The organism is Streptosporangium sp. NBC_01469 (assembly GCF_036227305.1).
Taxonomy (GTDB): Bacteria; Actinomycetota; Actinomycetes; order Streptosporangiales; family Streptosporangiaceae; genus Streptosporangium.
This window is the reverse complement of record NZ_CP109465.1, coordinates 6,693,283-6,715,718: the sequence shown is the minus strand read 5'-3', so window position 1 is coordinate 6,715,718 and position 22,436 is coordinate 6,693,283. Positions and strand designations below refer to the sequence as shown.

At 70.6% G+C, this 22,436-nt stretch carries 13 protein-coding genes; 7 read left to right on the top strand and 6 right to left on the bottom strand.

Annotated features, from left to right (window positions below):
* Nucleotides 1-6: 6 nt before the first annotated feature.
* Both OG587_RS29410 and OG587_RS29405 read right to left on the bottom strand, forming a co-directional pair.
* Entirely contained in the window at nucleotides 7-741 is a 735-nt protein-coding gene (locus OG587_RS29410; protein WP_329080832.1) for an amidohydrolase family protein, read from the bottom strand.
* Nucleotides 738-1,544 carry an amidohydrolase family protein gene (locus tag OG587_RS29405; protein ID WP_329080831.1) on the bottom strand — a complete coding sequence of 269 codons (807 nt, stop codon included), beginning with the start codon at nucleotides 1,542-1,544 and terminating at the stop codon, nucleotides 738-740. Before OG587_RS29405 ends, OG587_RS29410 begins: the two co-directional genes overlap by 4 nt.
* Nucleotides 1,545-1,717: 173 nt before the next feature.
* Here OG587_RS29405 and OG587_RS29400 point away from each other — a divergent pair, with 173 nt between their 5' ends.
* Entirely contained in the window at nucleotides 1,718-3,760 is a 2,043-nt protein-coding gene (locus tag OG587_RS29400) for a hypothetical protein (RefSeq protein ID WP_329080830.1), read from the top strand.
* Between the two features lie 162 nt (nucleotides 3,761-3,922).
* Here OG587_RS29400 and OG587_RS29395 read toward each other — a convergent pair whose 3' ends face one another.
* The 3 genes from OG587_RS29395 to OG587_RS29385 all read right to left on the bottom strand — a co-directional run bounded on the left by OG587_RS29395 (nucleotide 3,923) and on the right by OG587_RS29385 (nucleotide 7,812).
* The gene (locus OG587_RS29395; RefSeq protein ID WP_329094052.1) at nucleotides 3,923-4,882 is read right to left on the bottom strand and encodes a C39 family peptidase; all 960 of its coding nucleotides are present in this window, start codon (nucleotides 4,880-4,882) and stop codon (nucleotides 3,923-3,925) included.
* Nucleotides 4,883-4,959: 77 nt separating this feature from the next.
* Nucleotides 4,960-7,440 (bottom strand): hypothetical protein, encoded by a 2,481-nt coding sequence (locus OG587_RS29390; RefSeq protein WP_329080827.1) that lies wholly within the window; start codon nucleotides 7,438-7,440, stop codon nucleotides 4,960-4,962.
* Nucleotides 7,441-7,632: 192 nt separating this feature from the next.
* Complete coding sequence (locus tag OG587_RS29385) at nucleotides 7,633-7,812, bottom strand: hypothetical protein (RefSeq protein WP_329080825.1); 180 nt, start codon at nucleotides 7,810-7,812, stop codon at nucleotides 7,633-7,635.
* A gap of 992 nt (nucleotides 7,813-8,804) precedes the next feature.
* On the opposite strand from OG587_RS29385, the gene OG587_RS29380 reads away from it, so the two are divergent.
* From OG587_RS29380 to OG587_RS29370, 3 genes are all read left to right on the top strand, one after another.
* Nucleotides 8,805-10,727 carry a hypothetical protein gene (locus tag OG587_RS29380; protein ID WP_329080823.1) on the top strand — a complete coding sequence of 641 codons (1,923 nt, stop codon included), beginning with the start codon at nucleotides 8,805-8,807 and terminating at the stop codon, nucleotides 10,725-10,727.
* Between the two features lie 354 nt (nucleotides 10,728-11,081).
* Nucleotides 11,082-11,744, top strand: a complete 663-nt coding sequence (locus OG587_RS29375; RefSeq protein ID WP_329080821.1) for a HEAT repeat domain-containing protein — start codon at nucleotides 11,082-11,084, stop codon at nucleotides 11,742-11,744.
* 6 nt (nucleotides 11,745-11,750) lie between these two features.
* Complete coding sequence (locus OG587_RS29370) at nucleotides 11,751-12,755, top strand: HEAT repeat domain-containing protein (protein WP_329080819.1); 1,005 nt, start codon at nucleotides 11,751-11,753, stop codon at nucleotides 12,753-12,755.
* An 83-nt stretch (nucleotides 12,756-12,838) separates the two neighbouring features.
* Here the strand turns inward: OG587_RS29370 and rph are convergent, their stop codons facing one another.
* A complete protein-coding gene (rph, locus tag OG587_RS29365) occupies nucleotides 12,839-15,466 on the bottom strand; it encodes a rifamycin-inactivating phosphotransferase (RefSeq protein WP_329080817.1) in 2,628 nt (875 codons plus the stop codon).
* A 605-nt stretch (nucleotides 15,467-16,071) separates the two neighbouring features.
* Here rph and OG587_RS29360 point away from each other — a divergent pair.
* The 3 genes from OG587_RS29360 (at nucleotide 16,072) to OG587_RS29350 (ending at nucleotide 22,187) form a co-directional block, all read left to right on the top strand.
* Nucleotides 16,072-19,161 (top strand): BTAD domain-containing putative transcriptional regulator, encoded by a 3,090-nt coding sequence (locus OG587_RS29360; protein WP_329080815.1) that lies wholly within the window; start codon nucleotides 16,072-16,074, stop codon nucleotides 19,159-19,161.
* Between the two features lie 294 nt (nucleotides 19,162-19,455).
* Nucleotides 19,456-20,604 (top strand): serine hydrolase domain-containing protein, encoded by a 1,149-nt coding sequence (locus OG587_RS29355; protein ID WP_329080813.1) that lies wholly within the window; start codon nucleotides 19,456-19,458, stop codon nucleotides 20,602-20,604.
* Between the two features lie 188 nt (nucleotides 20,605-20,792).
* The gene (locus OG587_RS29350; protein ID WP_329080810.1) at nucleotides 20,793-22,187 is read left to right on the top strand and encodes a serine hydrolase domain-containing protein; all 1,395 of its coding nucleotides are present in this window, start codon (nucleotides 20,793-20,795) and stop codon (nucleotides 22,185-22,187) included.
* Nucleotides 22,188-22,436: the final 249 nt, after the last annotated feature.

Sequence of the window (22,436 nt, the reverse complement as noted above, 5' to 3'; positions counted from 1 at the left end):
GGCCGGTCAGCCGATCGGGAGGCGGAAGAGGGAGGCCGCGTTGCGCCAGGCCAGGCGGTCGGCCGTGTCGCCGGTCAGTCCCGCCGCCGCCACGGAGCCGAAGGCGGAGGCCGGGTCGATGAGCGTGGAGTCGGTGCCGAACAGCAGCCGTTCCGGGTCCACGGCGGCGGCGACCTCCGCGATGCGCCCGGCGGGGAAGTGCGACCAGCACGGCTCCAGGTAGAGGCGGTCGCAGGCGCGGGCGGCCTCGATGGCGTGCCGGTAGCCGTCCGCGCCCATGTGCCCGGCGATCACGCGCAGGCCCGGGGTGTCGAGACAGACCTGGGCCAGGTCGAGCACGGAGGTGCCCCACGTGTGCACCAGCGCCGGGACACCCGCCGCCGCCACCAGAGCCAGCGCGTCGCGCAGTTGCGGGGAGGTGGCGGGGGAACCGGTGTAGTCGGTGTGGATCTTCACGCCGACGAACCGGCCGGTGGGCAGGTAGGTGTTCAGGTCGCGCTCGGCCTCGGCCAGGCGGCGCGGGTTGACGGTCACGTAGCCGTACAGGCGGGCGGGGCCGGGCACGGAGTCCAGGTGGGCGGCCAGGGCGCGGTTACCCGCCGGGGCGTCGTAGATGACGGCCTCGGTGCCCGACACGACGGCCAGGTCGATCCCGTAGCGGTCCATGGCTCGGATCGTCAGCGCCGAGACGTCCATGGTGAAGAACCACGGACCCCAGTGCGCGTGGACATCTATGATCATGAGGGTTCCCCGAGGAGCAGGCGGCGGGCGTTGCCTCCGGCGACGAGCGCGACCTCGTCGGGCTTCAGGTCGCCGGTGGCCAGGCGGAGCAGGGGAACGAGCGGCTCGTAGTAGGGCGTGCGGGAGCCGAACAGCAGGCGGTCCGCGCCGATCTCGCCGGCGACGGTCTCCAGCGCGTCGGGAGAGTTGAGCAGCCGGGTCGAGGTGTGGAAGCCCGGCTCGCCGGCGGCCGCCACGAGGAAGTCGCCCAGGTGGTAGAAGTGCGTGTCGAGGAAGACGACCCGCAGGCCGAGACCGGCGAACGGCTGCCAGAACCGGCGCACGTCGCCTCCGGTCAGCACGGTCAGGCCGAGCGCGGCGGCCCGTCCGGCGACGTGCCGCACCGAGGGGAAGCCCGCCTCGACGCCCTGCTCGTCGGGGAAGAGCCGGACCGCCCGCACGCCCAGGACGGCCAGCCGCTCCATCTCGCGCACCGCGCCCAGGGGGTCGCGCAGGTCGAGGGTCCCGACGGGCACGACCGCCGCGTCGCCCGCGGCCGGTGGCTCGCCGTGGGCGGAGGACTCCGCGGCCGGGAGTGCGGTGCCGCCGGCCGCCGAGGCGAGGGTCTCGTCGTTGCCCGACGCCATGTCGAAGAGCGCGGCCCGCAGGCTGGCCACCGCGCCCGCGGTGATGCCGTGGCGGGCCAGGACACGCGGGGCGGGCTCCGGCGGGAGGTCGCGGTCGGGGTAGGCGCCGCCGAGCACGTCGGCGTCGAGCGTCACCACCAGGTCGCCGATCAGGCGCCGGGTGTCGAAGGGTGTCATCCGGGCATCCTTCCGTTCGCATACCGGTCATGACCATAATCATCGATCCCGATGACCGCAAGGGCGGGAGCGTCGACGGCTCCCGACTGAAGGGGCTGTGCGGGCGAGAGTGTTGACGGCTCTCGCTCACTTGATTACGGTCTGGACCAATATATCCTCGCAAGGAGTGGTCCATGCCTCCCAGTCGATCGCCGCGAGCCGGCCTCGTCACCGTCGCCGCGCTACCCGTCCTGCTCGTACCCTCGATCGCCGCCGCCGCGCAGGGTCCGCCCGCCGAACGGAGTCCCGCCGTACAGAGCTCGCGGGTTCAGGAGGCGCGGTGCGAGGGGACCGGGGTGCAGAGGTTCGGCCCCGCGTCCGTGACCGGCGCCATCGTCGGCGCCGTCACCCACGAGGGGCGCGGATACGTCGTCACACGCGGCCTGAAGCCGCCCGTGCTCGCCGAGATCGACCTGGCCACCCGCAAGACGCTCCGCTCGGTGCGGCTGCCCGACGCGCCCGCCGCCGGTGAGGCCGAGGGAGCCTGGGCCATGGCGGTCGCGGGCGGCAAGATCTACGCCGGCACCTACCCGGTGCCGGACCTGTACAGGTTCGACCCGGCGACGGGCGAGGTCGAGCATCTGGCCTCCTTCGGCGGCAGCGGCGGGTACATCTGGAGCCTGGCCGCCTCCCCCGACGGGAAGATCTACGCCGGGACCTATCCCGACGGCAGGGTCCGCGAGTACGACCCGGCCACCGGCGCGGTGCGTGTCTTCGGGGTCCTGGCCGCGGGCGAGCGCTACGTGCGCAGCCTCACCGTCGACGACCACACCGTCTACGCCGGGCTGCTCGACAAGGCCAAGCTGGTCGCGATCGACCGCGTGAGCGGCGCGGTGCGCGAGCTGGCGGCGGGCGGCACCGGGTTCGGCGCGGTCGCCGAGCACGGTGACCGGGTGCTCGGGGCCAGCGGGAACACCCTCTTCGACGTGCGCAAGGACGGCACGGACGCCAGGCGGGTCGACCTCGGCGACCTCACCCTCGACATGATCGGTTTCGCCGGCGACGGCACCGCGTACGTGTCGTCCAGGCCGCGGGGCACGATCTACCGCTATCGCACGGGCGACACCGCGCTCACCGAGGTCGGCACCCCCAGGACCGGCGAGGAGACCCGCCGGTTGGTGCCCGAGGGCGACACGCTGCTCGGCTTCTCCGGTAGCGGGGGCATGTGGACGATGGACGTGCGCACCGGCCAGGCCGCGTTCACCGACCTGATCGAGGCGGGCCTGCCGACCGGCTCGGAGCGCCCGCAGTCGATGCTGCTCGACCGCGACCGGACGCTGTACGTCGGCGGCCACTTCTCCCTCACCATCCGCGACCTGCGCGGCGGCGACCAGCGCCGGATCTGGCTGCCGGGAGAGCCGAAGGACCTGGTCCGCCGCGGTGACAAGATCTACTCCGCGATCTACCCCAGCGGGCAGATCATCGAGATCGACCGGCGCGACCGCGTCCGCAGCCTCGGCTACCTCGGCCACGGCCAGCAGCGGCCCTGGGACCTGGAGTACGATCCCCGCACCGACAAGCTGCTCGTCGCCTCGGCCCCGCTGGGTGCCGGCCTCAAGGGGGCCCTGTCGGTCGTCGACCCCGACACCGGCGAGATGGACGTCTACGTGGACGTCATCCCCGACCAGAGCCTCATGAGCCTCTCGCTCGACTCCCGCAAGGGCGTCGTCTACCTCGGCGGCGACGTGCTCGGCGGCGGCGGCGCCCCGCCGGTGAAGACGTCGGCGTCCGTCGCGGCGTTCGACCTGCGCAGCCGCAAGGTGCTCTGGCAGGTGGACCCGGTCGCCGGCCACCGGACCTTCCAGGACGTCAAGGTGCACGACGGCGTGCTCTACGGGGTCTACAAGCGCGACGCGAGCTGGTTCGCGATGGACCTGGCCACCCGCACGATCACCCACCGGGGCCCGCTGCCCGGGTACGGCGAGCTGACCGTCCACCGGGGCCGCGTCTTCACCTCCGTCTTCTTCGGCGGCGGCAACGTCTACGAACTGGGCACCGAGGCCAGGCTCGTGGCGACCGGCCTGGGAAACGAGTGGTACACCAACCCGCAGCTTCACTTCGAGCGCGGCTCCTGGAAAGCCTGGGCCCTGGCCGGGCGTGACCTGGCGCTGATCCGGCTCGACCCCCGCTGCCCGACCCTGACGATCCCTCCGACCCCTCCGACCCCTCCGACCTGAGATCGGGCCTCGGTCCGTACCGACATGTGAATCGGTCGGACGGGTCGACGCGCACCGGCCCTTCTGGCCGGTGCCGAGGTCCTCCCCCGGCCGATCCCGGCATCGGGTGACCAGGTTCACGAGACCCTCGTGAACCTGGTGCACAGCCGGATCAGACGAACGTCATGTCGCGATGGCCCAGAGGTTGTCGTCCACCCCCTGCGCTCCCCTGGCCGCGAAGAAGAGCTCGTCCTGCGTGATCGACTCCTCCCGCCCGGCACCCGGATCCCAGACCTTGAAGTTCTTGGGCATCCACGGGATGTGGCTCGCGTTGGTCGTCTCGTAGCCGCCGTAGCCGTGGATGACGATGTAGTGCCGGAGACTCCCGGACGCGTTCGGAGACCAGGGCAGCTGGCCGGGCTTGACGAGAACGGCGACCGGCCTGCCCCTCGACAGCGACGTCACGATCGTGTTGAGTCCGATCTCGCGGGCGATCCCGCTGGGAGGGATGTCGTAGTCCTTGTAGGGGAAGTCCTGGGGTACGTACGCGTTGAGGCCGAGTTTCATCATCCACGGCATCGTTCCGAGGGCGGTCGTCTCCGAGGCATCGGCCAGGCTGGACTGCGGGGGAGCCGAGATGCCCATCGTGGCGATCATCGTCTGCGCCGCTCCGGGACCGCACCAGTTCGACCTTTCCTGGTGCTTGGCGGAGAGAGTCATGTCCAGGGCACGCACGGGCCTCATCCACGCGCCGGCGATACCGAAGGTGGCGTCGGCCACCACATAGGGCCGCCTGAGCGCGGTCCATCCGGTCCAGCACGCGCGGCTGCCGTTGGTCGTCATCGTCGGGCACGACTGGGGGACGCTGACGCCGTTGCCGCCGACCCAGAGCCTCATGTTGACCTGGAAATTGGTGTACGCGCCGGGGTTGATGAAGGAGATGGCCCGCACTTCCGTGCGTGCCGAGTTGAACTCCAGGCACACCTGATAGGCGGTCCCGTTGTAAGTCTCGGAACTGGAACAGGTCCTGTTCCCGCTACTCGGGGGGTACGCCCCCCAGGTGCCGGCCTGCGCGGGGAGCGCGGGAACGGCGACGACCGCGAGCACCGTCCCGCTCAGGACCGCGAGTAACGCTCTGATCATTCTTCGCACGAATGTGCTTCCTTTGTGTCGAGGGCGTGGTTGGTCGAGGATTCAGGTCCGAACAAGGAGGGCTGTCCTCACGCCTGAGGGACGGCGAGCCGGTACAGCCGCTCGTTGATCTTGTAGTAGAGATTGCCGAGGCCGTCGGCCGTCAGGCCTTCCATCCCCGGGCTCGTCAGCAGCACGGTCAGCGCCTTCGTCGACTTGTCGATCTTGAAGATCTGGTCGCCCGCCGTGCCGTACACGTGGCGGGGATCCTGGGGCACGGTCAGCAGCACCCCGTCGCGCCAGGCCAGACTGGGCTTACCGGCATAGTCGGGGTCGGGGAACAGCCGTCTCGCCGTGATCGCCGTGGGCCGCGCCGGATCGAGGGTGAACAGCGAGCCGCCCGCCAGGCCCCACAGCTCACCGTCCACCTCCGCGAGGGCCGTGACGGCCTTGGGCGCCGTCAGCGGGAGCGGATGCGGGCGCACGGCACCGGTGGCGGGGTCGAAGGAGAACAGTGTGGCCGACGCCCCCGGCGCGTAGACGGGGTCGACGCCCAGAGCGCCGCGCGTGGAGGTGCCGCCGAACAACCTGCCTCCCGCGTAGGCCAGCGAGACGACGGACTGGTTCGGCACCACGCAGAGGGTCCGCCCGGCCGTGCCCTCCTTCCAGACGGTGAGGGCGCCGCTGCGCTTGCCGTACTTCGGCACCGTGCCCATGTAGACGGTGCCGTCCGGCCCGCCGGCGAGAGCGTACGGCCGGTCCTGCGGCGGCGGGCCCTTGCCCGGCTCGCAGTCATCGGCCTTGTCTCCCGCCTCGCCGCCGGTGTACCTGAGCGTGGGCGGCCGGGAGCTCGCGGGGTTGTGGCCGTAGAGCTTGGCCGACGGGTAGACGCCCAGGTAGAGCAGTCCGTTGTGTGCCAGCAGGCTGTCGGTCTGGCTGAGCCCGTTGAGGGTCGGCGTGTCCGGCCGGCCGTCGTCACCGTCGCCCCGCAGCGGATCGTAGACACCGATGCCGCCGGTCAGGTAGCCGCCGGTGTAGATGTCGCCGCCGGGCCCCGCGCCGAGCGCGTTGATCGCGGCGGGCAGGACGGGTGCGCCGGAGACGACCCTGCTGCTCCAGTTACCGCTCGCGGGGTCGTACTTGAAGATCCTGGTGCCGTCAGGGGCCGCGCCGAGGCCGACCAGCGTGCCGCCGGCCCAGGTGTACCCGGTGACGTCGAGTCCGGGCCGGACGGAGGTCGCCCGCACGGACCTGGTGCCCACGTCGTAGGAGTGCAGCAGGCCCTCCTTGACGAACCAGACCTTGCCGTCGCGAGCCGGTGAGTGGTGCAGGTCCACGTCGGTGATCGCGGCGTCGGTGACGGCGGCGTGCGAGCCGTCGGCGTCGCGGACGACGCGCAGGACGAGCAGTGTGCGGTCGATCCAGGCGAACAGCCTGTCCCCTGTCCAGGTGAGCCCGCCCACCATGGAGTTGTGCGCGTAGGCCGTCGGAAGGAGACTGTCCACGCGCCCCGTGACGTTGTCGAACCTGGTCAGCGCGGCGTTCGTACCGGTGCCCAGGTACGTGGCGTTGGCGGCCGGGTCGTGGGCGAGGCTGCGCACGTACTGGGCACCGGCCGCGATGGGCACGTTCCCGATCGTGGTGAAGGCGCCGCCGTCGTACTTGAAGTAGCGGCCGTCGTTGTAGGTGCCGCCGTACACCTTCCCGCCCGCTCCCGGCTCCAGGTCCCAGATGAACGAGTGACCGCCCTCCGCCCGCCCGAGGTCGGTGATCGTGGACTGGCCGGGGACGTACCGGTAGAGCTTGGAGTTGGGATAGGTGCCGAGGTAGACGCTGCCGTCGGTGGCCGTGGCCGCCGCCCAGCCGCCGACGGTGGGCGTGGCCGCGGTGTCGGGAATGGTGATCTTCCGGGTCACCTTCTCGCCGGCCACGTCGATCACGGCGAGCTGCGGGTTGGCGTCGGCGGTGCCGGTGTACAGGGCGTAGGCGCTGCCGCCCGCGAAGGTGGTGGCGTTGGGCACGCTGCTCTCGATCTGCACGCCCAGATCGGTCACGTCCCCGGTGATCAGCACCTCGTCCCAGTAGGCGGTGCCCACGTCGGCCACACCCGAGTAGACGAGGGCCGCGACGGTGGCCGTTCCGGTGGGCGCGACGCCCGAGACCGTGACGCGGTTCCACCGTCTGCCCGTCGCCGAGGCGTTCGCGCCGCCGCCGAGAAGACGTCCGGAGGCATCCCTGAAGCGCAGATACAGATGTGCGGTGCCGCTCTCGGCCCAGACCCCGGCGTTCAGTGTGTAGCGAGTCCCCGCCGTGGCGGGCAGGCCCGGCATGCTCTCCCTGCCGTACGCGGCCCCCGGGTCCGTGTCGGCGACGCGCGCGGTGGTGCGCCCGTCCCAGGCCACGGCGTCGACGCCGCCCGGGCTGTGCGAACCGCTCCATCCGGTCAGCCCCTCGTCGAAGCCTCCGTTGACGATCCGCAGGTCGGCCGCGGACGCCGACGTGGACGGCACCGCGAGCAGCGCCGCCAGGAACACCGTCGCCACCGCCCCGCGCAGGGCGCGGCTCCTCACGCTCCTGCCCCTCTCCTGCGGCCAGGCGGTCGTCGAGCGTGTGGCCGGATCGGCCCCGTCAATGGGCCCTCCACGCGGATCTGCACAGCGCGACCTCCACGACGCGTTCGTTTGTGTTTGATTTCGACCAGGACCGTAATCTCATGTAGCGTCCCGCGCCCACCGGTATGAACCGGCGGGCGCGGGGATCTCTCACGGCTTGGACGTGTCGGGGCAGGTGATGTGGCCGTAGGGCGTGTCCGCGTAGTCGCGATTCGGCAGCAGCTGGTTGTCGTTGTCGGCGTACCAGTAATAGGTCTTGGTCTTGTTCGCCAGACTGCGGGTGATGTGGTGGATGTAGTGAGAACCGGCGGCGTGCTCGTGCCCCCACACCGTCGACGGAGCCTCGCCCCCACCACCGTCGTTGATCAGAATCTTGCTGCTCGCACCTCATCGCCGGTCGGCGTGGGCGGACCGCGCCGTCGCGGCGAGCAGGCCGGTGGCGGCGATGACGGCCAGCCCGGCAGTCGTCAAGCGGGTCATCGGACGTGTCAAGTTCTGCTCCTCGAGTTAGGGCCAACCCGCGGACGGCGGGCTGGGCATGATCGTTAGTTTGCATGCTGCGCCGATTACGGTCAAGACCCAAATACATGAGACGGGATCAAGGTGGACACCGGCCGAATCCCCGCGGTTCGACTCGGGAAGATCACCTTGACCCACCGCTTGCGCGAGACCACGCCCTCGCTCCGGGAGAGGGTGTGGAGCTCCCGCGCCTGCTCGGTCGTGGGGTCGATCGCGGCGAAGCCTCCGCCGAGGAGGCCTCCGGCGTACATGCGATGATGCCGATCGGCTCGCCGCGCACGGCGATCCGCACGAACGACCTGGCGGCGGCCCACGGGGGGCGGCGGGACCCTCGGACCACGCCGGAGCATCCCGACGACGCTCCCGCCGGGACAGCCGGACAGGCCCGGCTCGGCCCGGATGACGCGGATCCCCGGAGCCCGGCACTGCGGATGCCGCGACGACGATCACCAATAATTTTCTTATTAGGGTCCTGACCGAAAACACAAAGACCGCTAACCTTTCCGTCGAAGGTTGATTTCGGCAACGACCGAATTGGGAAGACTCATGTGTCTATCCCCGCTCCCCACCACCCCCGCCCACGCCCCCACGCCGCCCGGTGGCAAGGTCTGCTCCGTCGTCACGCAAGGCCGTCCGCGCACCCTCGCCCTCGAACCGGGTCGATCCGGGCGGCCACACCTTCGGGACGGACGACCGGGTCCGCGCCGAGACCCCCTCCCCCATCGGAGCAGTGTCCTACGACGCACTCGGCGTCCTCCCCATCACCCACTCCCGTCCACGACGACCGGAAAGGTTCCCCCCACGTGATCCACCGTCGCAGATTCCTGCAGCTCACCGCCGTCGCGGGCGGCTCCGCACTGCTGCCCGCCGCCCCCGCCCACGCCGCCGCCGAAGGCGAGGTGACCGTCCTGGGCCCGGCCAGCGTCACCAGTGCCCTCGGCAACGGCGAGTTCGTCGGCGGCGTGCTCTACGCCGGCACCCGTGGGCTGTCACCCAACGTCGTGGGCGCGTACGACCTGGCCCGCGACACGGTGACCGGGCACACCGACATCCCCACGGGCATCGGCGTGTGGGCGATGTGCGCGGTCGGCACCGATGTCTACATCGGCACCCACAGCCGCTCCGACCTCTACCGGCTCGACACGCTCACCGGCGCGCTGTCCAAGGTGGGCGCCTACAGCCACGCCTACATCTGGAACCTGGCCTCCTCCCCCGAAGGCAAGGTCCACCTGGCGATCTCCGAACCGGGCCGGGTCGTGGAGTACGACCCGGCCACGGGAACGAGCCGCGACCTGGGCGTCATCGTCGAGGGTGAGGCGTACGTGCGGAGCATCGCCGCCGACGCCACCACCGTCTACGCGGGTGTCGGCGCGCACGCCCACCTGATCGCGATCGACCGGGCCACGGGTGCCAAGCGCGACATCCTGCCCGCAGAGCTGGCCTCCCGCGACTTCGTCGCGAGCCTGACGATCTCCGACACCCACCTCGCGGGAGGCATCTCCTCCAACGGCGAGGTGCTGGTGATGTCGAAGTCGGACCCGTCCGACCACCGCGTGCTCGCCACCGGCGAGAAGTACATTCCCTCGGTCCTGCTGCACGACGGCCATGTCTACTTCACCGGGCGGCCCACCGGCACGCTCTACCGCTGCCGGCTGGACGGCGGCGCGGTGCAGACGCTCGGCGTGGCGCTTCCCGAGGCGGCCACCCACCGGCTCCTCTCGCACGAAGGCCGCGTCTACGGCGTCCAGGACGGCGCGGTCTTCGTCTACGACCCGGCCGACGGCTCGCTCGACTACGTCAACCTCGTCCAGCGGGGGTTCAGGGCCGCGCCGGAGCAGCCCATGTCCGTGCACTCCGACGGGCGGCGGGTCTACGTCGGCGGCAAGGGCGGCGCCGACATCCACGACCTGAAGGCGGGCACCAGCACCCGCCTCGGCATCCCCGGCGAGCCCAAGATCGCGCTCACCGTGCGGGACGTCACCTATCTCGGCGTCTACACCCAGGGCCTGCTGTACGCGCACCGGGCCGGCGAGCCGGCGGCCACGTTGCTCGCCAAGACGGGCAACCAGCAGGACCGCCCCCGCGACCTCGCCCACGACGCGCTGACCGGGCTGATCGCGATGACCACCCAGCCCGAGCCCGGCCGGCTCAACGGCGCGCTGTCGCTCTACTCCCCGCGCACGGGGAAACTGGACACCTACCGGCCGGTCGTCGAGCGGCAGAGCCTGTACGCCGTCACCTGCCGGGCCGGAGTCGCCTACCTCGGCACCAACATCCAGGAGGGCCTCGGGCTTCCGCCGGTCACCACGACCGCCCGGCTGGCCGCCTTCGACCTGCGCACGCGCAGGCTGCTGTGGCAGCTCGAACCCGTGCCGGGTGCGAAGGTCGTCCCGGGCCTGGCGCACACGCCCCTGGCCGTGTACGGCGTGACGAACACCGGGATCCTGTTCGAGTACGACCTGTCGCGCCGCAAGGTCACCCGCACCGTGCAGGTCGGCGCGAAGGGGAGCGACCTGCACGTGTCCGGCCTGGTCGCCTACACCACCGACGGTGACGCGATCTACAAGGTCGACCTCGTGACGTTCACCGTGAAGACCATCGCCTCCGGCCTGGCGGGCGAGTGGTTCGGCGGCGAGCCGAAGCTGGCCCTCGACCCCTCGCGCAGGGCACTGTACGGCGTGCGCGGCCGTGACCTGGTCCGGATCGCCGTCACCGGGCGGCGCTGACCACGGCCGGTCATCCCCGCGCCGGTCATCCCCGGGCCGCGAGCACCTTGGCCGGCGCCTCGCTCACATCGGCCGCGCGGGCGGGGCCGCCGTCGAACGCCACTCACAGCTCGTCCGGCTCATCCGGGCGATCCGCCGGCTCGAAGGCGACCCCGCCCGCGCGGCCTGGGCGCGGCAACGACGACCCGAAGGGATGTGCCTGAGAAAAACGACACAGATGTGGCCGAGGTGGCTTACCCGTGCGCCCCTCCTCTTGCCCGCGCGTGCCTGATGCGTGATCTCGCGGCGCCCCCCGCTTGACCTTGACACCGTGACAAGGTCTTCACTGTTGCCGAGGAGGTGGTCCCGATGACCATGCGGAAACAGGACACGGATACGACTCGAGCTCTCCAGGGGCTGGAGGACAGCCGCTCGTCGGTGCGGCTACGGGCGGCGATGGCGATCGGTACGGCCCCTGACCCGCGGTTCGTCGACAAGCTCGTCGAGCGATGCGCGATCGAACCCGAATTCTATGTGCGCGATATGCTGACCTGGGCACTCACCCGCCACCCGGCGTCCGTGACGGTTCCTGAGCTTCTCAAGGAACTCCGCTCGGAGCGTGCGCAGGCACGAAGCCAGGCGCTGCACACGCTGTCCAAGATCGGGGATCGGCAGGCCTGGCCGGCGATCACTTGGGCGCTTCTGTCCGACGCCGACGACGAGGTGGCGCGGAGCGCTTGGCGGACGGCGGTCGTGCTCGTGCCCGAAGGCGAGGAGTCCGGGTTGGCCACGGTGTTGTCGAGACAGCTCGGGCGCGGCGAACGTGAGACGCGGCTGAGCCTCAGCCGGGCGCTGGTCGCGCTCGGTGAGGTGATCGTGCCCACGCTGCGCGCCGCGATGAAGGATCCCGACCCGCGCGTGCGCGCGCACGCGATCGCCACGGAACGGCTGTTGCTCGACCCGGACGCCGGATTCGAGTTCGCGATCGAGGAGGCCAAGCGCGTCGTGGCCCTCGGAGGCACCGGCGAGGAGGAGTGACAGGCAGTGTTGATCGGCGAGGTGGCACAACGGTCCGGGGTCAGCGCCCGTATGCTCAGGCATTACGACTCGCTTGGCCTGGTGCGGCCAACGGGTCGTAGCGACGCGGGCTATCGCCAGTACTCCAGCGAGGACATTCGGCGGATCTTCCATATCGAGAGCCTGCGGTCCTTGGGGTTGTCGCTGCGTGACGTCGGGCGCGCCCTCGACGATCCCGACTTCACGCCCTCGGAGCTCGTCGACGACCTCATCCGCCAGACGCGGGAACGCATCGCGGCTGAGACGGAATTGCTCACGCGACTGCGCCGGATCGACGCCTTGGAACCCGCGGGCTGGGAGGGCGTTCTCCAGGTCGTCGCGCTCCTGCAGGCGCTGGGGTCGAAGAGCGCCGGCAAGCGCCAGCGCGCGGCCTTGTCCTCGGTCGAAGAGGTTCCGGTGCCGGTGGAGGCACTCGTCGAGGCGGCGCTGAGCGAGACGGACCCGCACGTCGCCGGAGCCCTTCGCTGGGCTTTGGCGCAATCGGGCGATGACGGCTTGGCGTTGCTGGCGGAGGGCCTCGGCTCACCGGTCGCCGAGGTGCGCAAACGTGCCGTCCAGTCCATCACCGAGATTCCGGACGGTGAGGCGACCGCGCTGCTGCGGGACGCCCTCGCGAACCCCGACATCGTGGTCCGCAGGTACGCGGCCCTGGCACTCGGGGCACGTGGAGCGACCGACGCGATCCCGACGCTCATCGACATCGTCGTCGAGGGGACGAACGACGTCGACGCGGCCGACGCCCTGAGCGCGCTGGCGAGTCGTCCCGCGTCTGCGGATCGGATCGCCACCGGGCTCGTCGATCGCCTCGCCCACGGCGGCGTCGAATCGTCCGCACGTCGACGGCTGACACAGGCGCTCGCGGACATCCCGGGAACCACGGCGTCACGTGCCCTCGCGGATCTGTCACATGACGAAGACCGTGCCGTCGCGCTTACCGCGACATACATTCTCGGCATACGCGACGCACGATGACGGATCCCTGTGCGACGCGCTCCTCGCGGTACAGCGGCACCGAGCGGGCGCAGGACACGGTGGGCTCCTACGCGACGCCCCACTCATCCGCCGGTACGTCGGTCACGTGTATTACCGCGCAGGATCTCGACGTACCCGTCGGTTCCGTGCACGCGGATCCGCTGCCCGTCCCGGATCAGCCCGGTGGCCCGCTCCACGCCCACGACGGCCGGCAAGCCGTACTCCCGGGCGATCACCGCGCCATGGGTCATCAGGCCGCCCACCTCCGTCACCAGGCCCGCGATTCCCACGAAGAGGGGCGACCAGCTGGGATCCGTGTGGACCGTGACCAGGATGTCGCCCGCCTCCAGATCGGCCTCCGCCATGTCGAGGATGACACGGGCCCTTCCCTCTACGGTCCCGGCGGAAACCGGCAAGCCGATCAGGGCGCCGGCCGGCACGTCGTCGCGCCGGTACGCCCCGGCGACGGCCTCGCCATCCGATGTGAGCACCCGGGGCGGTGTGAGCGCGTGATACGACCGGAACGCGTCCTTGCGCCGCTGGATGAGCCGGTCATCCACCTGCTTCGAACGCACGACGTCGTGGAGCTCCTGGAACGTGAGGTAGAAGATGTCCTCCTTCTCAAGAAGCACGTCGGCCCGCACGAGGCGCTCGGCCTCCTCCAGCAAGGCCTGCTTGTAGACGAAGTAGCGGCTGACGATGTTGTACTTCGGGTACTCCCGGTACCCGATGAAGGTCCGGACCCGGTCGATCATCCGCTTGGCCTCGTCGGCTTTCCGCTCCCCGTCCGGCAGGGCCCGCAGGCGTTCCAGCAGGTCCTGTCGCTTCTTCTCGGCCTCCTGCCGCCCCCGGTGGAAGCGCCGCTCGGCGGCACCCGGCTCGAAGAGCTTGATGTTGTCGAGGATCAGGGGCACGAGCGTGGTGAGGCGTTCGCTCCAGCGCGGCCTCGTGATGTCGATCTCGCCGACGCAGCGCATGCCGTACCGGTCGAGGTAGGCCTCGACGGCGTCGCGCGCTTCGGTCCCGCCCGCGAGTTTCGGCAGCTCGTCCAGGAAGTTCTCGCCCTCGATGCCCTGCAGGAACGCGACCACCTGCGGATGCGGACGGATCACGTCCGCGACGTCGAGCAGCGCCAGTCCCATCTCTGACGTGACGTTGCCGGGGGCGGACAGCGTGAGCGTGTCGGCCGCGTTCTTCTCGCCCAGCCATTCCCTCAGCCGGTCGTTGAGCCACCACGTGGCCTCCATCCCCGCCATGATCGCCTGCATGCTCAGCGGATCACCGAGGACTCGCTTGTGCTCCTGGAAGGCCTCCAGCAGGAAGTCGAACAGCGCCGGTCCGGTCTTCGTCCGGATGTCGCGCCGCAGGGTGGCGATGGACGCCTGGCTGCGCTCGATCAGCTCGGTGACGATGGCCGGATCGGTCTCGATCGGGGCGGACGCGCCGCCGGCCGGCGGCCCGCCGGGACCCGCGTCCGGGAGCGCCGGGACGAAGTCGCCGCGGTCGAGGACAGTCTCCAGCGCGTCCCTGGTCAGCGGATCGGACCTCCCCACCATCTCCAGGAAGGCGGCGCGGCTCGCGGGCGAGGCCAGGCGCCGGGTGGCGTCGACGAACAGCCGCCCACCGGCCTCGTGCATCGGCGCCATGGCCGTCAGCCGCCACATGGAGAGCCCCAGCGGCTTCATGGGGTCGGTCATCATCTGCTGATGACCGACGGAGAGGTAGACGTGGTTCTCCCGGTCGCGGGCGGCGGGGATGGGGAACAGCGTGGTGATCGGCCGGCTCTGAACGATCTGGAAGCCATCATCCACCAGGCACCATTCGATGTCCTGCGGGCGGCCGAAGTGCGCTTCGATCCGCCGGCCGAGCCGCACGAGCCGCACGACCTGCGCATCCGTCAGCGCCGGCAGCTCCTGCCGCTGCGGGTCGATCGGCAGTACCCGCGTCCCGCCGGCCGGCGAGGCGTGGACGGCACGCTTCTTGGCGGCGACCGCCTTGGTGACGATCTCGCCGTCTCGCACCTTGTAGACGTCCGGGTTCACCAGGCCGGAGACCAGGGCCTCGCCGAGGCCGAAGCCGGCGTCCACGGTGGAGACCTTCCGGTTGCCCGTGACGGGGTCGGCCGTGAACACGATGCCGGCCGCATGCGGGAAGACCATCCGCTGCACGACCACGGCCATGTGGACCTTCCGGTGGTCGAAGCCGTTGCGCAGGCGGTAGGTCACGGCCCGTTCGGTGAACAGCGATGCCCAGCACCGGCCGACGTGCCGGAGGATCGCCGCCGGACCCACGACGTTCAGGTAGGTGTCCTGCTGGCCGGCGAAGGATGCCGTCGGCAGGTCCTCCGCCGTCGCGCTGGATCGCACGGCGTAGGCGGCGTGCTCGCCGAGCCGCGCGAGCGCGTGGGTGATCTCCGCCGCGAGATCGTCGGGGATGGCGATCCCTTCGATGGTTTGGCGGATCTCCGCGCTGAGCGTGCGGATCACCTCCCGGTCATCCGGGTTCAGGCGCGACAGCCGATCGAGCCGATCGTCGATCGACGGCGCTTCCGCCATGATCCGCCGGAAGGCGTCCGTCGTCACGCAGAAGCCGGCCGGCACCCGGATGCCTTCGATCCGCGACAACTCCCCCAGGTGCGCGCCCTTGCCGCCAACGATCGCGACCTGCGTCTCGTCGACCTCTTGAAGATCCAACACGTGTTGCCCGATCATCGCGACACCTCCGGGACGGCCATGCTCCATCGCATGGCACCGGCCGAGCGAATCACCGGCGCCTCACGCTCTGTCGAACCTCCTGTCGGGCACATCCCCGCCTCTCGTCGCCTTCCCTCCGACGAGTCGGCCGGCCGCAACCGCGCTGCCGGTCCCACCGGTGGTTCGACGTCACCGCGTCCCCCGTACATCGACGACAACACCCGCACGTCGTGCCCTCATTTCAGTAGGTTGTGGCCTCGGCCGACGATTCTGCGGTACGACCTGGGGCTTGCCGCAAGCCCCCCGGTGCGCTATAGGTTAAGAGTGGCAAGGAGAGAGGGATCTCCTTGCCTTTGTCTTTTGCCGTCCGCCGGAACCGACAAGCCTCTCGGCCGTCGCGCCACACGAGCGCCGGGCCAAGCTCGCCAAATGGACGCTTGACGGTCGCCGTGGCTCAAATTTCCGGCACCCAGGCGAACGGCCCCACGCCACCCCGCCCAGGTCCTCGCCCGCTGCCCGGAATCTCGGCCGCCGGCGGGGCCGGCAGGAGCTTGCCGCTCAGCGCTCGGCCGCCCCACCGGCGAGAACGCCGCGGATGCCAACGGGCCTAGTCTGATACGGGTTTGGGGAAGGGGGCAGCCGTGCGGGTGGCGGTGCTTGGGCCGATTCATGTATGCGCCGACGACGGGATCCCGATCGATGTCGGCGGCGCCAGGCTCCGGGGGCTACTCGCGCGGCTGGCCCTTTCCGCCGGCCAGGTCGTGCAGGCGGAGTCGCTGGTCGATGCCCTGTGGGGGGAGCACCCGCCCGCGGGGGCCGCCAAGGCGCTGCACGCCCTGGTGTACCGGCTGCGCAAGGCTCTGGGCAGCGTGGCGGTCGAGTCCGTGGCCACCGGCTATCGGCTGCGGGTGCGGGCCGAGGACGTGGACGCCAACCGGTTCGCGGATCTCGCCGCCCGCGGCCGTCGGGAGCTGGCGGCCGGCCGCCCGGACCGGGCCGCCGCGCATCTCGGTGAGGCGCTCGCGCTGTGGCGGGGGCCGGCGCTGGCGGACGTGCTCGACGCCCCGTTCTCCGGTACGGCCGCCGCCCGGCTGGAGGAACTGCGCGTCGCGGCGGCGGAGGACCGGTTCGACGCCGGACTGCGGCTGGGCCACCACGCCGACATCCTCGCCGACCTGGAGGCGGCGTCCGCCGAGCACCCGCTGCGCGAACGGCTGGCCGCCCTGCGCATGCGCGCCCTCCACGCCGCGGGCCGCCAGTCCGATGCCCTGAAGGTGTTCGAGCGGGTTCGCAACACCCTCGCCGACCAGCTCGGCATCGACCCCTCGCAAGAGCTGCGGACCGCCCATCTGGCGGTGCTGCGCGGTGAGCGAGAGGTGCCTCAGGTGCGGGCGGAGCCGGAGCCCGGCCGGCTCCCCGCCCCGCTGACCAGCTTCGTCGGCCGCGACGACGAGCTCACGTTGCTCGGCGGATTGCTGGAGACCTCCCGCCTGGTCACCGTTGTCGGCCCCGGCGGTGTCGGCAAGACCAGGCTCGCTCTCGAAGCCGCGTCCCGCCACCGCACCCACCGCCGTGGCCGCGTCTGGCTCGTTTCCCTGGCCGGGGCCGACATCGTGACCGAGGCCGTCCTGGGCGCGCTGAGCTCCCCGGGCGCGAGGCCGGTCGGCGGCGTGTCGGCGAAGCCGGTGGATCGGGTGGCCGAGCTGCTCGGCGGCGACGAGGCGGTACTGGTGCTGGACAACTGCGAGCATCTCGTGGCGGCGGCGGCCGAGTTCACCGGCCGTTTGCTGGAGCGCCGGCCGTCCCTGACGATCCTGGCCACCAGCAGAGAACCGCTCAGCGTCATCGGCGAGGCGATCTGCCGGCTCGGTCCGCTCCCCCGACCGGCCGCCATACGGCTCTTCACCGACCGGGCGACGGCCGTACGGCCCGGCGTCGTCCTTGACGATGAGCCCGTCCTCGACATCGTGCGGCGCCTCGACGGGCTCCCTCTCGCCCTGGAGCTGGCCGCCGCCCGGCTCCGCACGATGGACGCCGATCGGCTCGCGCGGCGGCTGGACGACCGGTTCCGCCTCCTGACCTCGGGCAATCGGTCCGCCCAGCCCCGCCAGCAGACCCTGCACGCCGTCATCGACTGGAGCTGGGACCTCCTCTCCGACAGGGAGAGGACCCTCGCCCGCCGTATCTCGGTGTTCCCCGCCGTTACCGGCGCCGCCGCCATCGAGGCGATCTGCTCCGGCCGGACGTTCCCGCCCGGGGAGATCGCCGACGTGCTCGACTCCCTGGTCGACAAGTCCATCGTGGAGCGGGCCGCGGACGGCTACCGGATGCTGGAGACCATCCGCGCCTACGCCGCCGGAAAGCTCGACGTCGCCGGCGAACGGGAGACGACGCGGGAGCGGTTGACGCGTCATTTCGCCGACCTCGCCGAGGAACACGAGCCGCTGCTGCGCTCCCACCGGCAGGAGGAGTCGCTGCGGCTGTTCGACACCGAATACGACAATCTCGTCTACGCACTGCGCACGGCCATCGACGATCACGACGCCATGACCGCGGCCCGGATCCTCGCCACGCTGCACTGGTACTGGATGACGGTGCGCTACGAGCCGCGGGCCGAGGCGTTCGTGGCCAGGGTGCTGGAGTTCGGCGAAGAGCTTCCCCCCGACGCCCGAGCCGCCTTCGACATCCTGCGCGCGACGAGGGACGACGGTCCGGCCGTCACGCCCGACCGGGTGGGGGCCCTGATCGAGGAGTGCGCGCGTACCGGCGCCCTGGAGCGCTACCCCACCCTGTTGATGGGGACGCTCTTCATGGGGTACGGCGTCGGCCTGGACGGGCTGGCCGAACGCGAGATGGCCCGAGCGCGGAGCCGCTCCGACTCCTGGGCCATCGCCTGCACCTTCTTCGTGGAGGCGATCATCGGTAACCACCGCGGCGACTGGGAAGCCGCCGCGACGGCCCTGAAGAGGGCATTCCACTTGTTCGAGGAGACCGGCGACCGGTTGTCGACGGCGCTGGTACTGACGCTGGTGGCGCAGACGCGCTCGGTTCGTGGCGACCACGACGGAGCGATCGCCGCCTACGAGCGCGGCGTCGCGCTGACCTCCCATCACGGGATCACCCATCGGGTCGGGCTCGCCGTGGAGCGGATGCGGGCGGGAGATCTGGCCGGTGCCCGGCGGGACATCGAGATCGCCGAACGGGCGGCTTGGGAGAGGGGACGGCAACCGCAGCAGCTCGAGGTCATGGCCGCCCTGATGGAGCTGTACCGCCGCTCCGGCGAGGTGGAACGGGCCGATCGAGAACTCGACCGGATGAAGAGAATCGCCTTTGAGAGCGCTCCTGCCTCCGTCGACGCGATCAACGGTTTCGTGTTGGCCGCCCGGATGGCGAACCTGCTGACGAGCGGAGACGCGAAACGGGCCCGCGAGCTCCTGCCCGACATCGCCCGTATCCCGGCTGCGCTGCGTGACCTGGCCGTCGCGGCCCAGCAGCTGGCCAGGTTGCTCCATCTGGAGGGCGACCCGGGCGGCGCCGCCACCGCGCTCGGCATGAGCCAGGCGATCCGTGGCGCCTTCGACCACGGCGACCCTGAGCTTCGCGAGCTCGCCGCCTCCCTGGCCGAAAAACTCGGCCCGGCCGAATACGACACGGCATATCGAAGGGGCGCGCAGATGCCCAGACAGGATGTCATCGACCGGCTGACGGAATGACGCGACCGTGATGTCACGCGGCGGCCGCACCCACGCCGGCAACGGCCAAAGGACGTTCCCCTTCCGGGGTGGGATCCCCAGGGCGAGGTTCGGCGCACCGCCCGGTCCGGGGAGTGATCACCGCTGGTAGGCGCGGTCTATCACCGCGCTGTCACCCGTTTGTCAGAACCGCGCCCCATCGTGGGAGGCGAAATCCCGGTCCTTTCCGAGCCTTCCCTCGTCGCGGGCGTACACGGCGACGGGCGAACCGCTCGGTCCGGGGACCGGGCGGTTCTCATCTATCAGGAGTGCACCATGACCAGTTCCGCGAGCGCCGGGTACGAGCGAGTGCAGGAGGTGATGGACCGGGTGGTGGCCGAGCAGAGCGCTCCCGGCGTCGTCGCCGAGATCCAGGACGAGAACGGCGTCTGGTTCGGCTCGGCCGGGGTGGCCGACCTCGAGACCGGCCGCCGCCGCGAACCCGGGGAGCAGTTCCACGCCGGCAGCAGCGGCAAGGCGTTCACCGCCGCCGCGATGCTGACTCTGGAGGCCGAAGGCAGGCTGAGCCTCGACGACACGGTGGACACCTGGCTGCCCGGCGTGGTCGGCGCCAACGGCAACGACGGCAGCAAGATCACCATCAGGCAGTTGCTCACCCACACCGGCGGCCTGGGGATCACCGGTCTGAGTGCCGAGTTCGTGCGCAGGTATCACACCCGGTCCGGGTTCGCCGAGCACCGCTACGACGTCTGGACCGTCGACGAGCTGTTGGAACTCCAGATGTCCATTCCGCCGATGTACCAACCGGGTGAGGACTTCGCCTACTCCAACGGCGGCTACCACATCGCCGGAGCGATCATCGAGAAGGTGACCGGCCGGAGCTATGAGGACGAGGTCGACCGGACGGTCATCCAGCCGCTCGGGCTGACCGGCACCTATGCGCGGACCTTCGCCGAACGGCGGTTCCGGGGGCCGCACGCCAAGGCGTATTCGAGAATGGTCATCAGGGACGGCGTCGATCCGGACAGCCTCACGCCCGACAACTACGCGTCGCTTCTGCTGGGCCCCGACTCCGATCCGATCGACGTCACGGACAGGACCTTCTTCGTGTGGGCCGCCGGTGGCGTCGTCTCGACCACCGGCGACCTGCTCCGGCTCACGCGCGCGCTGATCACCGGCTCCCTGCTCCCGCCCGCGCAGCATCGCGAGATGTGGAGCACCGTCCCCACCAGGGACTGGATCCCCAACGCCCGGTACGGCACCGGGGTGTCCCAATGGGCGCTGGCCGACGGCCGCATGCTCCACGTCGTGGCCGGAGTGGAGGGAGGCACCGTAAGTGTGACCCTCGGCACCCCCGACGGCGGGCTCATCGTCTCCACGCATCTCAACGGTGACTGGAACTGGTACCTGGCCTGCGACCAGATCGTCGAGGCGGCGTTCGGCTCATCCCTCCTCATGACCTGACGGCTCACCGGGCAGTCTGCCGTCCGCGTGTTCCCGCGCGGGGCGCCGCGGCCATGCGGACCCCGCAGGTCGACGTGCCCGCGCGGCGCTTCGCCGAACGGTGACGCCTCGGCCCGCAGGCGGTCCCGCCGAACCCACGCTCAACCACGCCTTCGCTGCGAAGCGCATCAATCACCCAGAAAAGGACAATGATCAAGAAACTCAACACACTGGCGGACTGGCTCGGCGAACGGCTTCCCGAACTGATCGCCGAGCACCGGGTGCCAGGAGCGGTCATCGGCGTGTACGCGAACGGGGAACACCTGGAACGCGCCGCGGGCGTGCTCAACACCCGCACCGGTGTTCCGGTAACCACCGATTCGCTGTTCCAGATCGGTTCCGTCTCCAAGGTCTGGACGGCCACCCTGGCACTGCAACTGGTCGAGGACGGGAAACTCGACCTCGACCTGCCCGTCCGCGCCTACCTGCCGGAATTCCGGTCGGCGGACGAGTCCGCGCTGATCACCACCCGCCGGCTGCTGTGCCACACCGCGGGGTTCGAGGGAGACCGATTCACCGACACCGGTCGCGGCGACGACGCCATCGCCCGGTACGTCGAACTGCTCAGCGGGGCACCCCAACTCTTCGAACCGGGCGAACTGTTCTCCTACAACAACGCCGGATACGTCGTGATCGGCCGGATCATCGAAATCCTCCGCGGCAAACCGTACATCCAGTGCCTGCGCGAGCACCTCATCCGGCCACTGGGACTCGCGCACACCGCCACCGACGCGGAGGAGGCCATCCTGCACCGGGCCGCGGTCGGCCACTTCCCGTCAGGACCGGAAGGTTCCCCCCATCCGGCCGGACTCTGGGCACTGCCCCGCTCCCTCTCGCCCGCGGGCTCCGCGCTGACGATGAGCGCACGCGACCTGCTCATCTTCGCCCGCGGCCGGCTTTCCGACGGCGGCGGCGTGCTCGGCGCCGAGACCATCCGCGCCATGCGGACCGAGCACGTGCGAGTGTCCCCGGTCACCGCACACGGCGACGCGTGGGCGCTCGGCTGGGAAATCTTCCACGTCGACGGGCACACCATCTACGGCCACAACGGCGACACCATCGGCCAATCGGCGTTCCTGCGACTCCTCCCCGAACGGGACATCGCGGTCGCGCTGCTCACCAACGGCGGCCAGGGCGTACCCCTGCATCACAAACTCTTCGGCCACGTGCTGCGCGAACTCGCCGGTATCGGGCTGCCCGCGCTGCCGGTCCCGAGCCCCGGCACCATCGACGCGAGCCGCTACCTCGGCAGCTACGGCAACTCGATCACGGACATCACCATCAGCCAAGACGACGACGGCACCATCTGGGCCGAACAGGCCCCCACCGGCGAGTACACCGGTTCCGCCCCACCGCAACGCTTCCAGCTCCTGCCCTATCACGGCGACACCCTGATCACCGCCCAGCCGAACCAGGGCATCCACCGCATGCAGAACTTCGTCGGCGACGACGGCCACGGCAGGGCACGTTTCCTGCACGACGGCCGCGCCCTACCCCGGCGGTCCGCTACGGCCTCGGCGTCTTCGAGTTCGACGGTGAGGTGACGGACGGCCTGACAGCGAACGGCTGTTCCGCCGCGCCTCGACTCCGACGGCCTCCCGGCAAGGTTGGCACTCTCATGCAAGCGGTTGGCGCTTCCAGGCAAGCACGTGGATGGGAAACCGGCCAATACTTATGCGCAGGGTTCATAGCTGGATGCCCACATCACAGCACGTATTCGCACGGTAAAAGAAAAAGAGGTGAGCGGTCTACCGACCGGGATCGGCGCCACAAGCGTTAAGAGCCCCGTTGGC

What these genes read in the sequence shown, in the direction of transcription:
- OG587_RS29410 (WP_329080832.1), bottom strand. Translation starts at nt 741, where the DNA reads ATGATCATAGATGTCCACGCGCACTGGGGTCCGTGGTTCTTCACCATG.
- OG587_RS29405 (WP_329080831.1), bottom strand. Translation starts at nt 1,544, where the DNA reads ATGACACCCTTCGACACCCGGCGCCTGATCGGCGACCTGGTGGTGACG.
- OG587_RS29400 (WP_329080830.1), top strand. Translation starts at nt 1,718, where the DNA reads ATGCCTCCCAGTCGATCGCCGCGAGCCGGCCTCGTCACCGTCGCCGCG.
- OG587_RS29395 (WP_329094052.1), bottom strand. Translation starts at nt 4,882, where the DNA reads ATGATCAGAGCGTTACTCGCGGTCCTGAGCGGGACGGTGCTCGCGGTC.
- OG587_RS29375 (WP_329080821.1), top strand. Translation starts at nt 11,082, where the DNA reads ATGCGGAAACAGGACACGGATACGACTCGAGCTCTCCAGGGGCTGGAG.
- rph (WP_329080817.1), bottom strand. Translation starts at nt 15,466, where the DNA reads ATGATCGGGCAACACGTGTTGGATCTTCAAGAGGTCGACGAGACGCAG.
- OG587_RS29355 (WP_329080813.1), top strand. Translation starts at nt 19,456, where the DNA reads ATGACCAGTTCCGCGAGCGCCGGGTACGAGCGAGTGCAGGAGGTGATG.
- OG587_RS29350 (WP_329080810.1), top strand. Translation starts at nt 20,793, where the DNA reads ATGATCAAGAAACTCAACACACTGGCGGACTGGCTCGGCGAACGGCTT.